Source organism: Hankyongella ginsenosidimutans, assembly GCF_005144965.1.
GTDB classification, from domain to species: Bacteria; Pseudomonadota; Alphaproteobacteria; order Sphingomonadales; family Sphingomonadaceae; genus Hankyongella; species Hankyongella ginsenosidimutans.
Genome location: NZ_CP039704.1, coordinates 2,130,546 through 2,147,971, shown reverse-complemented (window position 1 = coordinate 2,147,971; position 17,426 = coordinate 2,130,546). Strand labels below are relative to the sequence as shown.

The 17,426-nt window shown below is 65.9% G+C and carries 25 protein-coding genes, 2 pseudogenes and 2 riboswitches; of the genes and pseudogenes, 17 read left to right on the top strand and 10 right to left on the bottom strand.

Features of this window, described 5'->3' with window-relative positions; genetic code table 11:
- Positions 1–2 precede the first annotated feature (2 nt).
- From E6W36_RS23580 to E6W36_RS12620, 6 genes are all read right to left on the bottom strand, one after another.
- Positions 3–290, bottom strand: a complete 288-nt coding sequence (locus E6W36_RS23580) for a glycine cleavage T C-terminal barrel domain-containing protein (protein ID WP_425459737.1) — start codon at positions 288–290, stop codon at positions 3–5.
- Positions 291–356: 66 nt separating this feature from the next.
- Positions 357–1,118 (bottom strand): aminomethyltransferase family protein, encoded by a 762-nt coding sequence (locus E6W36_RS23575; RefSeq protein WP_484103599.1) that lies wholly within the window; start codon positions 1,116–1,118, stop codon positions 357–359.
- Between the two features lie 32 nt (positions 1,119–1,150).
- A riboswitch (glycine riboswitch) is annotated at positions 1,151–1,265 on the bottom strand.
- A riboswitch (glycine riboswitch) is annotated at positions 1,266–1,357 on the bottom strand.
- Between the two features lie 346 nt (positions 1,358–1,703).
- Positions 1,704–1,895: a VOC family protein gene (locus E6W36_RS12635; RefSeq protein ID WP_342776886.1), complete on the bottom strand. Its 192-nt coding sequence runs from the start codon at positions 1,893–1,895 to the stop codon at positions 1,704–1,706.
- Positions 1,844–2,065, bottom strand: coding sequence for a VOC family protein (locus E6W36_RS12630; protein ID WP_222872818.1), 222 nt, complete (start codon positions 2,063–2,065; stop codon positions 1,844–1,846). The genes E6W36_RS12635 and E6W36_RS12630 overlap by 52 nt, the downstream gene beginning before the upstream one ends.
- Before the next feature lie 107 nt (positions 2,066–2,172).
- Positions 2,173–2,604 carry an EF-hand domain-containing protein gene (locus E6W36_RS12625; protein ID WP_342776668.1) on the bottom strand — a complete coding sequence of 144 codons (432 nt, stop codon included), beginning with the start codon at positions 2,602–2,604 and terminating at the stop codon, positions 2,173–2,175.
- A 27-nt stretch (positions 2,605–2,631) separates the two neighbouring features.
- Positions 2,632–3,090, bottom strand: coding sequence for a hypothetical protein (locus tag E6W36_RS12620; protein ID WP_222872816.1), 459 nt, complete (start codon positions 3,088–3,090; stop codon positions 2,632–2,634).
- Between the two features lie 251 nt (positions 3,091–3,341).
- On the opposite strand from E6W36_RS12620, the gene E6W36_RS12615 reads away from it, so the two are divergent.
- Positions 3,342–3,896, top strand: coding sequence for a cell wall hydrolase (locus E6W36_RS12615; protein ID WP_246047693.1), 555 nt, complete (start codon positions 3,342–3,344; stop codon positions 3,894–3,896).
- Positions 3,897–4,114: 218 nt separating this feature from the next.
- Here the strand turns inward: E6W36_RS12615 and E6W36_RS12610 are convergent, their stop codons facing one another.
- On the bottom strand, positions 4,115–5,452 hold the full coding sequence (locus E6W36_RS12610) for a substrate-binding domain-containing protein (RefSeq protein ID WP_222872814.1): 1,338 nt from the start codon (positions 5,450–5,452) through the stop codon (positions 4,115–4,117).
- Positions 5,415–6,074 (bottom strand): hypothetical protein, encoded by a 660-nt coding sequence (locus tag E6W36_RS12605; protein WP_222872813.1) that lies wholly within the window; start codon positions 6,072–6,074, stop codon positions 5,415–5,417. The genes E6W36_RS12610 and E6W36_RS12605 overlap by 38 nt, the downstream gene beginning before the upstream one ends.
- Before the next feature lie 575 nt (positions 6,075–6,649).
- Between E6W36_RS12605 and E6W36_RS12600 the strand changes: the two genes are divergently transcribed.
- The 12 genes and pseudogenes from E6W36_RS12600 to E6W36_RS12540 all read left to right on the top strand — a co-directional run bounded on the left by E6W36_RS12600 (position 6,650) and on the right by E6W36_RS12540 (position 13,843).
- Positions 6,650–7,345 carry a GspE/PulE family protein gene (locus E6W36_RS12600; RefSeq protein WP_222872812.1) on the top strand — a complete coding sequence of 232 codons (696 nt, stop codon included), beginning with the start codon at positions 6,650–6,652 and terminating at the stop codon, positions 7,343–7,345.
- Positions 7,342–8,350 (top strand): annotated as a pseudogene (locus E6W36_RS12590) (GspE/PulE family protein). Before E6W36_RS12600 ends, E6W36_RS12590 begins: the two are co-directional and overlap by 4 nt.
- Before the next feature lie 2 nt (positions 8,351–8,352).
- The gene (locus tag E6W36_RS12585) at positions 8,353–9,573 is read left to right on the top strand and encodes a type II secretion system F family protein (RefSeq protein WP_222872809.1); all 1,221 of its coding nucleotides are present in this window, start codon (positions 8,353–8,355) and stop codon (positions 9,571–9,573) included.
- Positions 9,574–9,771: 198 nt separating this feature from the next.
- Entirely contained in the window at positions 9,772–10,182 is a 411-nt protein-coding gene (gspG, locus tag E6W36_RS12580) for a type II secretion system major pseudopilin GspG (protein ID WP_246047692.1), read from the top strand.
- 1 nt (position 10,183) lies between these two features.
- Entirely contained in the window at positions 10,184–10,333 is a 150-nt protein-coding gene (locus E6W36_RS12575) for a type II secretion system protein (protein ID WP_222872807.1), read from the top strand.
- A gap of 140 nt (positions 10,334–10,473) precedes the next feature.
- Positions 10,474–10,620, top strand: coding sequence for a hypothetical protein (locus E6W36_RS12570; RefSeq protein ID WP_222872806.1), 147 nt, complete (start codon positions 10,474–10,476; stop codon positions 10,618–10,620).
- 205 nt (positions 10,621–10,825) lie between these two features.
- Positions 10,826–10,993: a hypothetical protein gene (locus tag E6W36_RS12565; protein ID WP_222872805.1), complete on the top strand. Its 168-nt coding sequence runs from the start codon at positions 10,826–10,828 to the stop codon at positions 10,991–10,993.
- Entirely contained in the window at positions 10,990–11,457 is a 468-nt protein-coding gene (locus E6W36_RS12560; RefSeq protein WP_222872804.1) for a PulJ/GspJ family protein, read from the top strand. The genes E6W36_RS12565 and E6W36_RS12560 overlap by 4 nt, the downstream gene beginning before the upstream one ends.
- 588 nt (positions 11,458–12,045) lie before the next feature.
- A complete protein-coding gene (locus E6W36_RS12555) occupies positions 12,046–12,597 on the top strand; it encodes a hypothetical protein (RefSeq protein WP_222872803.1) in 552 nt (183 codons plus the stop codon).
- Positions 12,576–12,719, top strand: coding sequence for a hypothetical protein (locus E6W36_RS12550; protein ID WP_222872802.1), 144 nt, complete (start codon positions 12,576–12,578; stop codon positions 12,717–12,719). The genes E6W36_RS12555 and E6W36_RS12550 overlap by 22 nt, the downstream gene beginning before the upstream one ends.
- Positions 12,720–12,792: 73 nt before the next feature.
- Positions 12,793–13,050 (top strand): hypothetical protein, encoded by a 258-nt coding sequence (locus E6W36_RS12545; RefSeq protein WP_222872801.1) that lies wholly within the window; start codon positions 12,793–12,795, stop codon positions 13,048–13,050.
- Between the two features lie 190 nt (positions 13,051–13,240).
- A complete protein-coding gene (locus E6W36_RS12540) occupies positions 13,241–13,843 on the top strand; it encodes a hypothetical protein (protein WP_222872800.1) in 603 nt (200 codons plus the stop codon).
- Here E6W36_RS12540 and E6W36_RS12535 read toward each other — a convergent pair.
- The gene (locus E6W36_RS12535) at positions 13,800–14,117 is read right to left on the bottom strand and encodes a hypothetical protein (RefSeq protein ID WP_222872799.1); all 318 of its coding nucleotides are present in this window, start codon (positions 14,115–14,117) and stop codon (positions 13,800–13,802) included. The two genes, E6W36_RS12540 and E6W36_RS12535, sit on opposite strands and share 44 nt — an antisense overlap.
- A gap of 26 nt (positions 14,118–14,143) precedes the next feature.
- Here E6W36_RS12535 and E6W36_RS12530 point away from each other — a divergent pair, with 26 nt between their 5' ends.
- From E6W36_RS12530 to E6W36_RS12515, 4 genes and pseudogenes are all read left to right on the top strand, one after another.
- Entirely contained in the window at positions 14,144–14,965 is an 822-nt protein-coding gene (locus tag E6W36_RS12530) for a hypothetical protein (protein ID WP_222872798.1), read from the top strand.
- Positions 14,966–15,014: 49 nt separating this feature from the next.
- On the top strand, positions 15,015–15,455 hold the full coding sequence (locus tag E6W36_RS12525) for a type II secretion system protein GspD (protein WP_222872797.1): 441 nt from the start codon (positions 15,015–15,017) through the stop codon (positions 15,453–15,455).
- Positions 15,452–15,694 (top strand): annotated as a pseudogene (locus E6W36_RS23570) (hypothetical protein); the annotation flags it as partial. The gene E6W36_RS12525 and the pseudogene E6W36_RS23570, both read left to right, overlap by 4 nt.
- A gap of 148 nt (positions 15,695–15,842) precedes the next feature.
- Entirely contained in the window at positions 15,843–16,631 is a 789-nt protein-coding gene (locus E6W36_RS12515) for a type II secretion system minor pseudopilin (protein ID WP_222872796.1), read from the top strand.
- 92 nt (positions 16,632–16,723) lie between these two features.
- On the opposite strand, the gene E6W36_RS12510 is transcribed toward E6W36_RS12515, so the two are convergent.
- Positions 16,724–17,299: a filamentous haemagglutinin family protein gene (locus E6W36_RS12510; RefSeq protein WP_222872795.1), complete on the bottom strand. Its 576-nt coding sequence runs from the start codon at positions 17,297–17,299 to the stop codon at positions 16,724–16,726.
- Positions 17,300–17,426 lie beyond the last annotated feature (127 nt).

The following is a 17,426-nucleotide window of genomic DNA, read 5'->3' as shown; positions in this document are numbered from 1 at the left end:
CATCAGCTCCCTGTGTTGGTGCGAACATAGCGGTGTGGAACAAACGGCATCGGCGCGACGGCAGCGGCGATCCGCTTGCCGCGCACATCGATTTCCAGCGCCGCGCCATCTGCGGCGTGCGCGGTCTCGACGTAGCCCATGGCGATCGGTGCCTGCAGGCTGGGTGCGAAGCCGCCGCTGGTGACAACGCCGACCTGACGGTCCGCCGCATGGATCGTGGCACCCTCGCGTGCAGGCAGGCGGCCCTCCAGCCTGAGGCCAACCCGCTTGCGGGATGTGCCGTCCAGCATCTGCCGAGGACGCGCGCGGCACCCGGAAGCCGCCCTCCGCCTTGCGGCGCTTGGAGATGGCGAAGGTCAGATCCGCCTCGACCGGACTGGTCTCAGGGCTGAGGTCATGCCCATAGAGCGGCAGCCCTGCCTCCAGGCGCAGGAGTCGCGTGCACCCAGCCCGATCGGCTTGACCTCCGGCTGGTCGAGCAGCGCCCTGGCGACCGCCTCGGCGGCATCGGCTGACACCGAGATCTCAAACCCGTCCTCGCCGGTATAACCGGAACGGCTGACCCAGGCCGACGCGCCGGCGATCGTTGCCGGAGCCGTCTGCATGAAGGTCAGGCCCGCGACTTCAGGTGCCAGCCGCGCCAGCGCAGCCACCGCTTTCGGCCCTTGCAGCGCCATCAGCGCCCAGTCGTCGCGGTAGGTGACATGGACACCCTTGGGTTCCAGCCGGGCACGAAGCAGCGCAATGTCGGCGTGCTTGACCGCGCCGTTGACCACCAGAAGCAGATCGTCCGCCCGGCGGCACACCATGAGGTCGTCGAGGATGCCGCCGTTCCCGTCCAGCAGCAGGCTGTAGCGCATGCGGTTGAGCTTCAGGCCGACGATATCGCCCGGCAGCAGGGTTTCCAGCGCCCTGTCTGCGCCATCCCCGGTCAGCAGCACCTGCCCCATGTGGGAAACGTCGAACAGGCCCGCAGACTCCCGGGTCCACAGATGCTCGGCCATGATGCCTTCGGGGAACTGCACGGGAAGCGCATAGCCTGCGAACGGCACGATACGGCCACCGAGCGCGCGGTGCAGATCAATCAGGGGTGTCCAGCAAGGCGTCCGACATAGCACACTCAACGACAGAGCAGCGCCGAAACTGGCGCCCGTGCCCCTCTGTCGGAAAACCTGAGAGCTTTACCGGATCACGCCGAGGCCGGAACCGGATTACCCCTTCGGTGAGACGGCCACGACGACCGCCCGCTTTCCAGAGTGCCGCATGATCGCCGCGCGGTCCGTTGACCTGAGAGATTCCGGGGCGGTTGCTCCTTCGGTGGCGGGCCTTGCGGCCCACGCTCTCCCGCGCGTCGACAGGGTTGCCCCGCGGACCGGCTCTGTCTACCCGACGCCGCCTTCAAGTCAATCGGCAAAGCGGGGTCGTGTCTTCGTTTGCAATTTTGCCGCTCACCCTGAGCTTGGACAGAAGGGCGGAGCGGCGAGGCGCGCTCATGGTTCGTCAAGCTCACCACGAGCGGACCATCAAACTGGGACGGTGCCCAAAGCGGGGTCGTGTCTTCGTTTGCAATTTTGCCGCTCACTCTGAGCTTGGACAGAAGGGCGGAGTGGCGAGGCGCGCTCATGGTTCGTCAAGCTCACCACGAGCGGACCATCAAACCGAGACAGTACCCAAAGCAGCGCATAGAGACGAAGCGGAAAATTTCAGCTATCCGCCGCGCCGCGCCAGCGTGCAACCGACCAGCGATAGCCGTTCGGGCAGACAATGATCCCCATGCGGTCGCCCCAGAGGGCATCCTCCGCCGGGCTTTCGACGGTCGCACCGGCCGCAACGGCACGCGCCATCACATCGTCAACGTCATCGACGTACAGGTAGAACCACTGGCTGGCACGCACCCCAGCGTCGCCGGGCACTGGCCGGTCTCCGGCCGGTCCGGCGTTCCCATCAGCACCTTCTCGCCGTGATAGCGGAACTCGATATGGAACGGCGTGCCGTCCGGGCCATCCACCTTGTCCGCGAGCTCGAAGCCGAAGACCTCCGTGTAAAGCGATCGACGCGGCGACATCCCGCAGCGTGATATAGGGTGCCAGCCATGGCATTTCCGGTGCGCGCAGTTCCGACATAAGCCCCTCCCTGTCAATGGAACATAATAAGAACAAATTCCGGCAAATGTCAAGCCTCTTCGTCCGGTTTTGCGGCGCAATCCGGTTTGCGCGGCGTCGGCTTGCGCGCGGTCGTGGCGAATTCCGCAGCGCTCAGCCGGCCGTCGCGGCTGCTGTCAGCCTGTGCGAACCGATCCGAGGTTTTGACGGCATATTCCTCGAACGACAGCCGGCCGTCGCCATCCCGGTCGAGCTTGGCGAAGGCCTTGCGCCGGCTCGCCAGATACTCGTCGCGGCTGACGACGCCATCCTTGTCCTTGTCATAGCGCGCCAGCCGCTTCTGCTCTCGCGTCGGCTCGGGCAATTGCGTGCGCTCAGGCGGCGCTGTAACAGGCGCTGCATCAAGCGGATGCTCGGGTGCAGCCTGCTGCGCCACGCTGGGTGCCTGCCGCCAGACGATCACCGCCGCTGCCACCAGAACGGCCGCAAGGCCACCCGCCACCCAACGAAGCCTGGCATTCATGCGCCCTCACCATCGGCCGGTCGTCACCGCCCAGAAAATGCGGATTTGAAGCTGCAACGATAGGGCATCGGCGTGCTGCGCGCGAGTCCGCTGTGCGACAAAGGGGCCGCTTGCCAGCACGCAACGCGCCAGGCGCGGCGTGCCTGCAAGGCCGGCGCGGATGGGCCCAAGGTCGGGCATTTCTTCCGCGATTGCCTGTCGCGCGGCATAAAGCGCCGCCAGCGCCGCCAGCCATGGCGCAGGCGCTTGCAGCCACAGCGCACGCCCCAGCAGGCCGGCCATCGCCTTGCCGATTTCATTGTGTAGCCCCTCGCCCGCAGCCCAGGCATCCCAGGCCTCCAGAAGCGGCGACAGGTCATCCGGCGCGATGCTCAGGTTCTGCAGCGTCGCCAGCAATGGGTGGCCGCGGGTCTCGCCTGCCTCCAGCCGCTCGCGCCACCAGGCATAGCGAACCGCGCGCAACAAGGGGTCTTTGCCGCAACGCAGACATGCTCCAGCTCGGCCGCCCAGGCGGCTTTCGCGATGAACAACGGGCGGTGCTCCCGGGGGCATATAATGCCGCCAGATACAGGTCCGGTGCCTGCGCGCGCAGCAGATCAAGACAATAAGGCGCTTCCATGCAGGCTTATAGAATGTGTCCACCGGCCTCTGTCCAGCCTGCCGGGAGCACAGGACATGTCACAATTTCGAAATGCTTGTGGCGCACAAGCTTGCGCATGAAGCGTCACGTCCTTGCCCTGCTGCTCACCGGCCCGCTTGCCCAGCCGGCGTGCGCGCAGACAGAGGCGGACCTGCGGGCCGACCCGCGCTTTTCCAGCCCGCTCGCCTGCATGACCGCGGCGATCTACTACGAAGCGCGCGGCGAGCCGGCGGAGGGTCAGGCAGCGGTGGCGGCGGTCGTGCTCAACCGCATGGCGCACCCGGCCTATCCGAAATCGGTCTGCGCCGTCGTCCTGCAGGGGCCGGGCGTGCGACCGGCTGCCAGTTCACCTTCACCTGCGACGGGTCGCTGCAACGCCAGCCGGAGCCGGCGCGCTGGGCGGCGGCGCAGGCGGTCGCAGCGGCGACGCTCGCCGGAGCCGGGCCGCGCACGACCGACTCGACGCATTATCACAGCCTTGCCGTCTCCCCGCCTGGGCGGCAAGCCTGACGCCGACCGTGCAACTCGGCAATCACCGCTTCTACCGCTTGCCGGCAAAGCCGGGGACGGCGCTGGCCGCTGCCAAGGCCGCGCCGGCCTATTCCCCTGGGGTCTGGCGCTGCCGCAATAGCGCAGACGTGCGCCGGCCCGTCAGAGCCTGATCGGTTGAGGTTGAAGCATATGTGCTTCAACCGAGGGCGTGAATCAGGCTCTTATCAACAATTTAGACCATGATTCACGTTTCAGATTGATTCAGCCTGAAACGATCAAGGTCTAAACCACGCAAAAACGGCCCCGGTGTTTCCACCGGGGCCGCCTTTCGGTTCAGTCGCTTAAGCGATCAGACGCTTAGGCGCCGGCGCCGACCAGGCCTTGGCACTGGGTCGATTCCGGAACCTGCTGACCGGTGACTTCGTTCAGCACGGTGCCGTTGCCGTCCGCATTGGTCGTCAGCTGGATTGCCTGGCTATTCGGGTTGCCCGAATTCAGCGCCGTGGTGAAGAACACGGTGCGGATGGCGTTCTGCCAGCCGTTCGGCACCGAGCTCAGGCCGGCCGAGTCCAGCAGGCCCTGATCGGTGTCGTTCGCCAGGTTGTCGGTGTTCAGGTTCGAACGGCGCTCATACTCCTGGAAGAAGCGCAGGATCGCCGAACGCACCGAACCCGCCTGATAGCAGGTGTACAGCAGGGCGTTGGTCGTGCCGAGCATCGGGTAGGCGCGGAACGACGGGTCGGTCGCGCTGAACGGGTTGGCCAGCGGGTTGCGGTCCGCCGGGTCGTTCACGGTCGCCGTGTCGGGGTTGTCAGCGACGTCGAACGCGCCGTCCTGGTTGATGTCGTACGGCACGAAGCGCTCGAGCGGGGCAACCCAGCGCGCCGGGTTCTGACGGTCAGCGCCGGCAACAACCGGGAACAGTTCATACGCCAGGCGGGCACCGGTCGGCGCCGGCACGACGTTCTGGCCGTTGGCGTTGAACAGATCGGCGGTGGTCAGGCCGTAAGTGTTGGTCTGGGTGGTCAGTACGGCCGGCAGGACATAGTCCGGACCAACGTAACCGATGCGGGCCTGGGTCAGGACGTCGGCGGCGTTGATGCCGGCGTTGAAGGTGAAACCACGGCCCGAGTCGTTCAGCGAAGCCGACGGCACGGCGCGGAAGTCGAGGTAGTCAGCCACGCCTTCGTTACCAGCCGAACGGGTGAAGAGACCCAGGGTCTCGGTGCCCGAAAGGGTCTGGGTGGTGGCGTTCCAGATGGCGGTCGAGATGCGCGACGCCGGCAGCGCGGTGTTGCCAGCGGTGGTGAAGGCGTTGGAAGCCACGAAGGCGTCGCAGACCGCCGACAGGTGACGGGTGAAGATCGAGGTGGTGCCCGACGAGTCCGAACGACCGACGATCTGGATCGGCGCCGAGAAGTTGGCGTTGGTCTGGGTCACGTCGTTCGTGTCACGGAAGGTCGTCGGGTTGCCGGTGATCGCCGGCGAGCGCAGCTGGGTGTCGTTCCAGTTGGTGATCTCGCCGTGGAAGATGCGGCAGTAGGCCGACGGGGTCAGGCGGATACCGCCGGTGGTGACGGTGTTGCCGTTCGAGTCCAGAGCCGTGCGCGGGTTCTGGATGCGCAGGCGGTATTCCTGCAGGCCCAGGGTCGGGTGGTTATACTTGCGGTAGATCGGGTCGAACGCGATGTTCACCGGTGCGATCAGCAGCGGAACTGCACCAGGCGCCATAGCGCTCGCGCGGGTTGCGGAAGGTGTTCGACGGCAGCGGGTCCGGGGTGGCGTTGCCCGGAGCCAGAATGGTCAGGCTCTGGGTGGCCGGGCGGCCGCCGCCATTGCCGAGGTTGTAGTTGGCGACGTCGTTGTCGCCCAGGCCGGCTTCCGACAGGCCATAGTGCGGACCAGACGGGAACAGCGTGGTCAGAGCGTCGCCGACCACATAGTCGCCAGCGAACGACGCCGAGTGCGAGAAGATGCCCTGGATGCCACGGCCCGAACCGGTCGAGACGTAGACGCCGCGGAAGTTCGACAGGACGTTGGCGGTCTCGCTGCTGCAGTCGCGGATCACGCCGTCCGGGGTGCCGTCGCTGTTGACGTCCGGGTTGTAGCGGAACACGCCCGACGGGGTCGCGGCGGCGACCGGGTTGCCGGTGCGGGTGACCAGCGGGAAGTCGGTGCCGTAGCAGTCGAAGATCTGGCGGATATACGGCGCCGGCAGCGAAGCGCCGTTACCGTAGATGGTGGCTTGAGCGTGCGCCTGGCCGGCAACGCCCACGATGGCGGCAGCAGCCGCCAGCAGGATCGATTTGGTTTGCATGGGTCTCTCTTTCCTTTGTTGCTATAGAATGATCCGGCGAGCAGCTAAAAAGCCCGGAGATCATCTCAGCCATCGCACCGCGGCAGGGCTGGATTTCGTGTGGCGGACAGCCGGACAAAAACGACAGCAATCCAAGAAGCACGCGAAAAACAACCTGTAACTACACAAGGAGCGATAACGACTTTGACGCTTATCGGCCCGGATAGGTCACGGTGAACCCGCATCGGCATCCGGCCCCGAGAATCGTCTCGGCGAAGACCCTCTACCTGCCGTTCATAACAGAAAATGACATTAACCATTATAATGTGTCGTTAACCATAAACCCTCCAAGCCCTCAATGCCTTAGAGTTGAATTTTCACACCGGGACGAAGACTCTGCCCTAACCGCAGGACGGATGTGAAAAGGAGAGCGCCCTCAAGGGGTTTCGCGATCCCCTGGCTGCGCGTGGGCTTGCCGCGCGGCGCCTGCGGGTGTTAGCTGGGGAGTATGTTGTGCGCCTCGAGTCTTTTCGTTGCAGGCTTGAACCGATTGTCGTCGCTCTTGAAATTAACCTATGCGTCGCATGGAGACCCCGATGGCGGCAACGCAGATCGAAACCCGGAATAGCCGAGGAACCGGAGGCGAAAGCCTGATCGACGCGCTTGAGGCCAGCGGCGCGCTGCCGCCGGAGACCTTGGCGCGTGCACGTCTGGTCCATGAGGAGTCCGGCGAGCGCTACGACGCCATCCTGACGCGCCTCGGGCTGATGTCCGAGCAGTCGCTGGCTGATTTCGCCGCCCGCCAGAGCGGCCTGCCCATACTCGAGCAAAGCCAGCTGCCGCAGGCGCGGCCGGACGTCGGGGCGCTGTCGCTGCGCTGGCTGCGCGACAACCGCGTGCTGCCGCTCAGCGTGACCGACCAGTCGGTCGACATCGCCGTTGTCGACCCGTTCGACCCGCATCCGGAAGAAGCGCTGCGGTTCATGTTCAACCGGCCGGTACGCCGCTGGCTGGCGCGCGCCAGCGACCTGGAGGCGTTCCTCGACCGCCACTTCGCCGCTGAGCGCACGGACGACGGTGACGTCGCGATCGAGGCTGACGAAGCCGACCTCGAACGCCTGCAGGACCTGGCGAGCGACGCGCCGGCAATCCGCGCGGTCAACCGGTTGATTACCTCGGCGGTCGAGCAGCGGGCGTCGGACATCCATGTCGAACCGACCGAAGAGCAGTTGAAGGTGCGCATGCGCATCGATGGCGCGATGCTGGAGCAGGACCCCTGCCCGCCAGCATGAAGGCGGCCTTCGTCTCGCGCGTCAAGGTCATGTCCGGCCTCAACATCGCGGAGAAGCGTCTGCCGCAGGATGGCCGCCTGCGGCTGGCGGTGCGCGGCCACGACGTCGATCTGCGCGTGGCGACCGCACCGACCATTCACGGCGAGTGTGGTCATGCGCCTGCTCGACCGCTCCAACCTGACCCTCGATCTGGCGACGCTCGGCTTCGACCCGCCGACCGTCAAGGCGCTGACTGATCTGGTGCACCAGCCGCACGGCATCGTGCTGGTGACTGGGCCGACCGGCAGCGGTAAGACCACGACGCTCTATGCGACGCTCTCGCTGCTCAACGCAGCGACCCGGAAGATCCTCACCGTCGAAGACCCGGTCGAATACCGGCTCGCCGGCATCAACCAGACCCAGGTCAATCCGCAGATCGGCCTGACCTTCGCTGCCGCCCTGCGCTCGTTCCTGCGCCAGGACCCGGACGTGATGATGGTCGGCGAAATCCGCGACCTCGAAACCGCACAGGTCGCGGTCCAGGCTTCGCTCACCGGCCACATGATCCTCTCGACCCTGCACACCAACACTGCGGCCGGCGCCGTCACCCGCCTCATCGACATGGGGGTCGAGCCGTTCCTGATCGCCTCGACGGTCTCCGCCGTTCTCGCCCAGCGCCTCGTGCGCCGGCTCTGCCCGCACTGCCGCCAGCCGCAGCAGGCGGACCATGCGGTGCTGCGCTCGCTCGGCTTCAACGTGAAGGAAGGCGCGCGGATCACCCTCTATCAGCCGGTCGGCTGCGCCGCCTGCGGCGGCAGCGGCTTTCGCGGCCGAATCGCCATCCACGAACTGCTGCGCATGGACGAGAAGCTGTCGCAGATGGTCGTCGCCCAGGCGGAAGCGCGGGATATCCAGCGACAGGCGGTCGGCGCCGGCATGCACACCATGTTGCAGGACGGGCTGATCAAGGCCCATGCGGGTCTCACCACCATCGAAGAGGTGGTCCGCGTGACGCGCGAGGGGTAGCGATGGCGACGTTTCGATACCGCGCCGTCGCCCGCAGCGGCGAAGCTCGCACCGGCACGATGGAGGCGCAGACCGCCGAGGAGGTGATCGCGCGCCTGCAGCGCTCCGGCCTGTCCCCGATCGAGGCCAAGCCAGCCAAAGCCGAAGGCGGCGGGCAAGCCGGCAAAGTGCGGCGGGCCAGCGCCGCCAGCCGCCAGACGGTCATCAAGGCGCTGGGCGAGCTGGCGGTGCTGCTGGACTCGGGGCTCACCCTGGACCGGGCATTGGCGATCATCGGCGAGAGCATCCAGAGCGCCGGCGACCGCGCCGCCTTCGCGGACATCCAGCAACAGGTGAAGGAGGGCGCGCCCCTCTCGGCGGCGATGGCGCGGCATCCGGGCCTGTTCTCGCCGATGGCCTGGGCGATGGCGGAGGCCGGCGAGGCCAGTGGCGGGCTGGCACCGGCGCTCGCCAAGCTGGCCGATACGCTGGATCGCGGCGAGGCGCTGCGCCAGACCGTGGTCTCAGCCATGGTCTATCCAAGCCTACTGGTCGTCGTCGCCGGCGGGGTCATCCTGATGATGCTGATCGGCGTCGTGCCGCAGTTCGCGGACTTGTTCGGGGATGATCTGTCCAAGCTCCCCGCCACCACCCAGGCCGTGCTGGCCGCCAGCACGTTCGTGCGCACACAAGGCCTGACCGCGCTGCTGGCGATCGGCCTGCTCGGCGTTGCGCTTGCGCAGGTGCTGCGTCAGCCAGAGACGCGGCTGAGCCTGGACCGGCTGCTTCTGCGGATACCGGGCATCGGCGCGCTGATCCGCGATGCGGAGACGGCGCGGTTCGCGCGCGTGCTCGGCAGCCTGATCGATGGCGGCGTTCCGCTGCCGTCCGCCGTCAGCATTGCCCAGCGCTCGCTTACCAACAGCCATATGGCATCGGCGATCCTGAATGTCGCGCGCGGCCTGAAGGAGGGCGGCGGGCTCAGCGGGCCGCTGGCGGCGACCGGCCTGTTCCCGCGCATGGCAATGAGCTTCCTGAAGACCGGGGAGGAGACCGCGCAACTCGGCCTCATGCTCGGCAGACTCGCCGACGTGCTCGATCGTCAGGTCAAGCAGATGATCGCGCGGTTGATAAGCGTGCTCACCCCGGCTATCACCGTTGTGCTTGCCGGATTTGTGGCGCTGGTGATCGTGTCGATCATGTCCGCAATCCTCAGTTTCAATGACTTGGCGCTCGCGTCGTGATTGCAAAGTTCTCTTGCTGAAAATATAGTCCTCTGGGTGAACTTTGAAATCAGATACGACGCGAGAAACTACAATTTACTAGTGTCCTTTAAATTCTGAAATTCGCTGTGAACTCGATATCCCGCTTGGACGAATTTCAGAATATGGACACTGGACCGGGAACGTAAGACCATGAGATCGACCCTCAGGGTTCGCAAAATGCGCAAGGGCTTTTCCCTGCTTGAGCTGCTGGTCGTCCTGGCGATCCTCGGTCTGCTGGCGGCGATCGTCGGGCCGCAGGTGCTGAAATATCTCGGCACCTCGCGCAGCCAGACGGCACGGGTGCAGATCGCCAACATCGTCTCGGGCCTGCAGCTGTTCCAGCTAAGTGTCGGCCGCAACCCGACAAACGACGAGGGCCTGAAGGCGCTGGTCACGGCGCCGGCCAACGCGCCGAACTGGAACGGCCCATACCTCGCCAAGGAAGCCGGCCTGATCGATCCCTGGGGCAACCCCTACCATTATCGCAGCCCGGGCCAGAAAGGCGAAGTCGACGTCTTCACGCTCGGGTCGGACAATGCGGAAGGCGGCAGCGGCGAGGCCCAGGACATCGGCAACTGGCAGCCATAACATGCCGCGAGGGCGCACCCCGGGCGTCGTCCGCGCGGGCTTCACCCTCATCGAGGTTCTGGCCGTGCTGGCGATCACGGTGATGATCTCGGGCCTGGCGTTCCCCGCATCGAGACCGCCATCGCGCGGTTCGCCTTCGATCAGACCCTGACGGCCGTCACCGCCAATATCCGGGTCGCCGCCGCCGAAAGCCTCAGCACCGGCAAGCGCGTCGCCCTCAGCGTCGCGAAGGATGGCCACAGCTACGCCTGGCAAGGCGTCAGCCCGCGGCTGTTGCCGGACACAGTCAGCATGAGGCAGGTCAGCGAAGGCCCTATCGCCTTCTACGCCGATGGTTCCTCGACTGGCGGTGTGCTCGAAGTCGCCTCCGGCAAGCGCCTGGCTCGCATCGCCGTAGACCCGATCACGCAAGGCGTCAGCATACGGTTGCAGCCATGACGGCGCGGCGTGGCACGATCTTTCTCGAAACCGTCATCGCCGCCGCACTGGCGTCGATTATCCTCGTGGCGCTGTTCAACACGCTCGTAGACAGCGCCCGCCATGCGCGTCAGGTGCGCGACCAGCAATATGCGCTTCTGGTGGCGCAATCCCAACTTGCAACCGTCGGCGCCAGCATCCCGCTGCGCAGCGGCGTGGCGCGAGGGTGTCCGGCCGCTACCGCTGGCGTATCGATATCGCGCCCACCACCGGCGAAGGTCGCGGCAAGATCGGCCAGATCCTGCGCGTCACCGTCTCGGTACGCATGGAAAACAGTTCGAGGGACGCCGCCAGCCTCACCACTCTGCGTGCCTCGGGAGCGCCGACGTCATGATGCGTCGTGGCCTGACCCTCGTCGAGCTTCTGGTTTCCCTGGCGATTGTCGGGCTCATCAGCGTCATGCTGGCCTCAGGCCTTGGCGTCGCCCAGAAGACACGGCTGCAATTGGACCGTGCCCGCAACGATGGCGATGATGTCGTGGCAGTCCAGAATATGCTGCGCACCCTGATCGAGCAACTCTACCCGCTGAATACCTCGTCCGGCGACAGCAGGCCGCGCATCGACGTTTACGGCGACGGCCGGCGGGTCTTTTCCTGTCTTCGCCGATACAGGCCAAGCGGCCGGATGCGCTGTATCGCTATCAGTTATCGCTGCGCTCCAACGGCGATCTGGTGCTTTCCAGCGCCAGCACGCTTGCGATCCCGCTCGCGCTCGCGGACGACGATCCCCGCGGTAATGATTTCTATGGCGACACACCTTGGCGTGAGCAAGTTTTGCTGCGCGGTGTCGCAAATATGACGCTGAGTTATTTTGGCCGGTCGCCCGCGGATGGCAACAGAGCTTGGTTGCCTTTATGGGGTTTTCAGCCGACTGCACCCGAACTTATTCGCATCACGTTGCGTTTTAGGCGCGACGACCCAAGAGAATGGCCCGATTTCATCGCCAGACCTACAGCGACTCTTGACACGGCATGCTCAGTGGACCCACGAAGCGGCCAGTGTCGGGGACGATGATGAACGCGAACGAAATTCTGAACGCTGATCTCGGCACCGTCGCCCGCTGGATCAGGCAGGGCGTGCGCTGGTGGCTCGACGAGCTGACCGATTTGCTGCCGCGTGGCCTGATCGCCCGGTTGCGGCGCGGTCCGGCGCTCGACGTCGTTCATGGCGAGGACGACCTGCGGGTTTTCCGCAACGGCCGCCTCATCGGCATGCCGGAGCCGCGTGACACCCTGCGCCCGGTGCGGCTGATGCTCGGCGGCGGCGACGTCCTTGTCCGGGAATATGATGCGCCCTTGCTCTCCTCGTTCGACATTCGCCGCATGGCGCGGCTCGATGTCGACCGCCTGACCCCTATGCCGCCGATGCCGTCTATTCGGATGTCGCCGTGCTCTCCCGGGGCGAAACCGTACAGCGCGTGGCCCTGGGCGTCTGGCCGCGCGAGGATGCGGAAAAGGTTATCGCCCAGCTCAGCGAGGCGGGGCTGGAGCCCAAGGTCATCTGTGTCGGCTCCCCGGCGGACGCAGACAGCGTGCGCTTCGATTTCCGCCCCTCGCTCGACGAAGCTCAGGCACCGAGCGGCAGGATCAAGGGCAATGCCATCCTCTGGAGCGTCGTGGCTGCGCTGATCCTGCTCAACGGCATCGGTCTGATCCTGCGCGACATCCGCCGGGTAGAGGCGATGCGCGAAGCCGTGGCGGCGCAGAGCGGCGGCATGACCTTGGTGACCGGCCTGCGCCGGCAGGTCGAAGGCGAGCACAAGCAACGTGAAGACCTGTTGAACCAGCGAAGCACGCGCGAACCCTGCGCACGCTGGATGCGATCACGAAGGTTCTGCCGCTGTCCGCCTGGGTGCAGCGATATAGCTGGAACGGCAAGGACGTCCGCATCATCGGCTATCGCAAGGGCAACGACGATTTGCAGGAAATCCTGCGGCTGACGCCCGGCCTTGCCAACGTGCGCAACAGCACCGAGGAAGTGCCGGTCGCAACGCCCGCGGGCCAGCCGTTCGACATCACGGCCGACCTCCTCGTGCCACCGCAGGCGGAGGCTGGCGAATGAAGCCCTGAACGCCCGCGAGCGGAAAATCCTGGCGATCGGCATTCTGGCGGCCGTCCTGCTGCTGCTCTACGCGTTGATCGTCGCCCCGATTGCCGACGGCTTTGCCGCGCGCGCCGATGAACGGGCGCAACTTGCCCTCACGTACACCCAGAACGAACGCCTGATCGGCGCCACGCCGGTCTGGCGTCAGCGCGCCAGCGCGCAGCGCAGGACCAGGCGCGTTACGCGATCATCGCGGCATCGCCTGACGCCGCGCTCGACGCCATTCGCCTGCGCGCGCGCAAGACCTTCGCCGGTGTCGGCAACGTCATCTCGTCGGTTCAGGCGCTAGAGTCGGACGCCGGCTGGGTTCGGGCGCAGATCGATGGTCAGGTCGGGTTGACCTCGCTCACTCAGGGGTTAAGACGCCTGCAGACCGAGCGCCGTATCTTGTTGTAGAATCAGTCTCGATCGCCGCCGACGAGGCCGCAAACACCGGCAACATCGGGTCATGAATATCCGCTTAGAGATCGCTGCGCGTTATGTTCAAGCTCTCCCTCAGTGATCTCAACCCTACGGGGCTTGCCGCCGCGGCCGTGCTCGCGGCCGCTCTGGTCGCGCAGGCGCTTCTGCCGGCACCGGTTGAGCTTACACCCGCGCCCGCGCTCTCGCCGGCCCCGCTCCCACCTCTGCCCGAGGGCGGCCTGCCACCCTATCGTGCCATCCTGGCAGCGCCGCTGTTCGCGCAATCGCGCTCGCTCACCGGCGGCAGCGATCCCGGCGTGGTCAAGGCCGCCAACCTCACGGAATTCACGGTCGTTGGCCTGGCGGCCAGCAAGCGCTATGCCTCTGCCGTCCTGCGCGCAGCGGATGGCCGCACGGCTCTGGTTCAGCGCGGGGAGATGGCTGGCACGCTCAGATTTATCGGCATCGAAGGGCAAACCGCCCTTTTCAGCGGGGCGGACGGCGTCAAGCGCTATCCCTTGACCGATCCACGCAGCGCGCAGCTTACCGCAAGCGCTCAGCCGACGCCGAACAGCAACGGGAAGACCAATGATCCTGAACCCGTCCACCGCATCCCGACGCGTCATGAACGTGTCCCTACTGGCGCTGCTCACCAGCTTCGGCGGCATGCAGGCAGATAGTTCGATCGCGCAGGAGCAATCGGCGGAGACGCCGGTCGTCGACCTCGCACCGCCGACGGACGACGATGTCAATGTCACCATATTGCCCGGCACCGGAGCGCCGCAGCAGCCGGCAGTGCCGCCCAAGCGCCAGCCCCGCCCCGGCGACGTCACTCTGAACTTCCCCGGCGGCGACGTGCAGGATGTCGCCAAGGCCGTGCTGGGCGGCATCCTGAAGCTGCAATATACTGTCGATCCGAACTTGCGTGCCGCACTCACCCTTGTAACCCCACACCAATCGCGCGGGAGGATGTGCTGCCCGTGTTCGAGGACGCGCTACGCGCCGCCAACCTGGCGCTGGTCGCCGGCAGCGGCGGCTACCGCATCGTGCCGACCGGCGCTGCTGCATCGACCAGCGAAATCGCCAACAGCGAGGCTGTCGGCTATGCCACGGAGACGATCCAGCTCAAGTTCGTCACCGCCCCGGAAATGCGCAAGCTCATCGAGCCGATCCTGCCCGGCGTCGTCGACAACGCGTCCCAGGGCACGCAACTGGTCATCAAGGGCGCAACCGGGCAGCGCAGCTCGGTGCGGGAACTGGTCAAGCAGTTCGACGTCAACTGGCTGCGCAACATGTCCTTCGGCCTCTACATTCCCAAGCAGACGGATGCGCGCCTGATCGTCCCCGAGCTTGAAAAGCTGATCAACGGCAACGATGCGCCGACCAAGGGTCTGGTTCGTCTGATCGCCATGGAGAAGCTCAACGGCATCCTCGCGGTCTCGATCCAGCCGCAGTATCTTGAGGACGTACAACGATGGGTGAATGTCCTCGATCGCGAGGGGAGAATAACGAGCCGCGCCTGTTCGTCTACCGGGTGCAGAACGGCCGTTCCTCGGACCTCGCAAAGACGCTCATCGCAGCACTCGGCGGCGGCAAAGGCAGCGGCGGTGCGGACAGCAGCGATACCGGCGACGACGATGCGACGCAGGACGACCAGCAGGGCTTCGGCCAGCAGAACCGTTTCGCCGCCGCAGACGAAGGCAGCGAGGTCGAGAACAGCCGGCGCGGCCTGCAGAAGCCGAAAGCGCTGCCGCCGGCGTCAGCGGCACCGCGACCAAGCTCAACGCCACCATCACCAGTGACGACATCAACAACGCGATCACGGTCTTTGCGACCCAGCGCAATTACGCGGTGATCGAAGATGCGCTGCGCAAGCTCGACCTGGCACCCTCGCAGATTCTGATCGAGGCGGCGATCACCGAGGTCACGCTCACCAACGACCTTCGCTATGGCGTGCAATGGTCGTTCACGCGCGGCAAATCCGATGTACGCCTGTCCAACCAGGAAGGCACGCTCGGCAGTCTGGTGCGGGAGTTCCCAGGGTTTTCCTATTTCTATGCCGGCCGCAGCATCGATGCGACGCTCAATGCGCTTGAAGGCCTGACGAAGATCAACGTGGTGGCGGCGCCCAAGCTCATGGTGCTGAACAACCAGACCGCCTCGCTGCAGGTCGGCGACCAGGTACCGATCGCCAGCGCGTCCGCCGTCAGTACCCAGAACCCCGATTCCCCATCGTCAACTCGATCCAGTACCGCGACACCGGCGTCATTCTGGAAATCACGCCGCGCGTGAACAGCAATGGCGTCGTGCTGCTGGATATCTCTCAGGAAGTCAGCGACGTCTCGACGACCCGAACCTCTACGCTCAACTCGCCGACCATCTCCACCCGTCGTGTCTCGTCGTCCGTGGCTGTGAAGGACGGTAACCTGATCGCGATCGGCGGCCTGATCCGCAACCGGGACGAACGCGGCCGCTCCGGCATCCCGTTCCTCAGCCGCATTCCGGTCCTCGGTTCGCTGCTGTTCGGCACGACCAACAATACCCTCAACCGCACGGAACTGGTCATTCTCATCAAGCCGACCGTTCTGCGCTCGGTGGAGGACGGCAAGGCCGCGACCGAGGAAATGATCGAGAAAATCAGGTCGGTGCAGCCCTTGCTGGAAAAAGCGGCCAGCGCCCGTGAAAACCAGGCGCCAGGGCTATGCGCTGGTCGCCTGTGTCGCAGCGCTTGCCGCCTTCGCGTACCTCGCCTTCGATCTGACCGCTGGCGACCGGGGCGACAGCATCGCCGCCATCGCCATCACCGAGCGTGCGCGCATGCAGGCTGCCGCGGACGCGGGCCTTGTGCTTGCACTCCAGGGGTTGACCATCGAGGACCGCACCCGTCGCTGGGCGATCGACGGCAAGCGCTATGTACGCACCTTCAACGGCGCGACCCTGACGATCAGCGTCGAGGACGAATGGGCGAAAATCTCCCTCGGCTCCCTGTTCGGCCCGGCGGCGCGCCGCCTGTTCGAGGCTGCTGGTGTGACCGGTGCCCGGCTGGATGTGCTTGCGGACTCGCTGGCGGACTGGATCGACAGCGACGACTATGTCGAGAGTAGCGGCGCGGAAAGCGCTTATTATGCCCCGGAAGGCATCCGGCCGCGCAACAGCGGCATCATCAGCCTTGATGAACTGGTCCGCATTCGCGGCATGGACGCCGAGCTTCTGGAGCGGGTACGCCCGGCCCTCACCGTCAGCACCCGTCTCGGCGCGATCTTCGTGCGCGAAAACGCCAGCCCGCTCGCGCTCGCCACCCGAACCGGGATCGGCCCCTCAAGCGCCCAGCAGCGCGCGCAGGCGGGCAGCGGCCGGCGCTCAGCATCGCCGAGAACGAGAACCTGGCCGGGCGCCCGCTCTCGATCGTCATCACGGTGCGCCTGCCGAGCGGGGCGAGCATCAGCCGTGTCACCGTGGTGGAGCTGACCGGCAAGCCTTCGCCCGCTTATCAGGTCCGCTCCTCCGACTGGCGTTAGAGCCTTTCCAAGCAGATGGACTCATCCGCTGTTTAAGAAATATCAATAAAACAAAGGCATAGAGCGGTCACTCTGATCCTCAGGTCGCTGGCGGACAGTTCGCCGGGCGGTCGGCGCCGCGGCGCTTGCAGGGTCGTCGTCCTCATCGTCACCGGAGAAGCCAATCACGTCCACGGTGATCCGCGATTGCGCGGTGCCGCGACCACCAGCCCGGTTGGCCTGCTCGGTCACGGCCGCGTTCGCCGCTGCTGACGCCGCCGAGGCCGCCGCGTTGGCACCCGCGTCAACCGCCGCCGCCGCCGGCACGCCGACCGCAGAGCCGCCGACCGAGATATTCTCGGCGTTGGCGACCGCCTGGGCGGAGACAAACAGGTTACCCGCCACACGGATCCCGGCCTCGCCGGCGTCGACCGTACCGAGCGGCGCGATCAGGAACACGTTCGGCGCCTGAACGTCCGGCGAGGGCTGGAAGCCGGCGATACCTGCGCCGCTGATGGCGCCGGCAACGTTCAGCTCCGAGAAGGCGTTCTCATCGACCAGAACCTGCACCGGCGGGAACGACGCCGCCGAGCGCGGCCCCTGACCGGCGTTCAAATTGCCGCCCGACGACCACAGCACGATATCGCCCCCTGCTGGGTGAACAGCCGGCTCTGGTTGAGGATCAGGCTGCCGTCGGTGAAGGAGCGGATCGCGCCGCCGCGCAGGGTAAGGATGCCTTCGAACCCGAGCGGGATGCTGTCGACTA

Excerpts from the sequence above, each read along its gene's own strand:
- E6W36_RS23580 (WP_425459737.1), bottom strand. The coding sequence starts at position 290 with ATGCTGGACGGCACATCCCGCAAGCGGGTTGGCCTCAGGCTGGAGGGC.
- E6W36_RS12630 (WP_222872818.1), bottom strand. The coding sequence starts at position 2,065 with ATGTCGCCGCGTCGATCGCTTTACACGGAGGTCTTCGGCTTCGAGCTC.
- E6W36_RS12615 (WP_246047693.1), top strand. The coding sequence starts at position 3,342 with ATGAAGCGTCACGTCCTTGCCCTGCTGCTCACCGGCCCGCTTGCCCAG.
- E6W36_RS12605 (WP_222872813.1), bottom strand. The coding sequence starts at position 6,074 with ATGCAAACCAAATCGATCCTGCTGGCGGCTGCTGCCGCCATCGTGGGC.
- E6W36_RS12600 (WP_222872812.1), top strand. The coding sequence starts at position 6,650 with ATGGCGGCAACGCAGATCGAAACCCGGAATAGCCGAGGAACCGGAGGC.
- E6W36_RS12585 (WP_222872809.1), top strand. The coding sequence starts at position 8,353 with ATGGCGACGTTTCGATACCGCGCCGTCGCCCGCAGCGGCGAAGCTCGC.
- gspG (WP_246047692.1), top strand. The coding sequence starts at position 9,772 with ATGCGCAAGGGCTTTTCCCTGCTTGAGCTGCTGGTCGTCCTGGCGATC.
- E6W36_RS12575 (WP_222872807.1), top strand. The coding sequence starts at position 10,184 with ATGCCGCGAGGGCGCACCCCGGGCGTCGTCCGCGCGGGCTTCACCCTC.
- E6W36_RS12570 (WP_222872806.1), top strand. The coding sequence starts at position 10,474 with ATGAGGCAGGTCAGCGAAGGCCCTATCGCCTTCTACGCCGATGGTTCC.
- E6W36_RS12560 (WP_222872804.1), top strand. The coding sequence starts at position 10,990 with ATGATGCGTCGTGGCCTGACCCTCGTCGAGCTTCTGGTTTCCCTGGCG.
- E6W36_RS12540 (WP_222872800.1), top strand. The coding sequence starts at position 13,241 with ATGTTCAAGCTCTCCCTCAGTGATCTCAACCCTACGGGGCTTGCCGCC.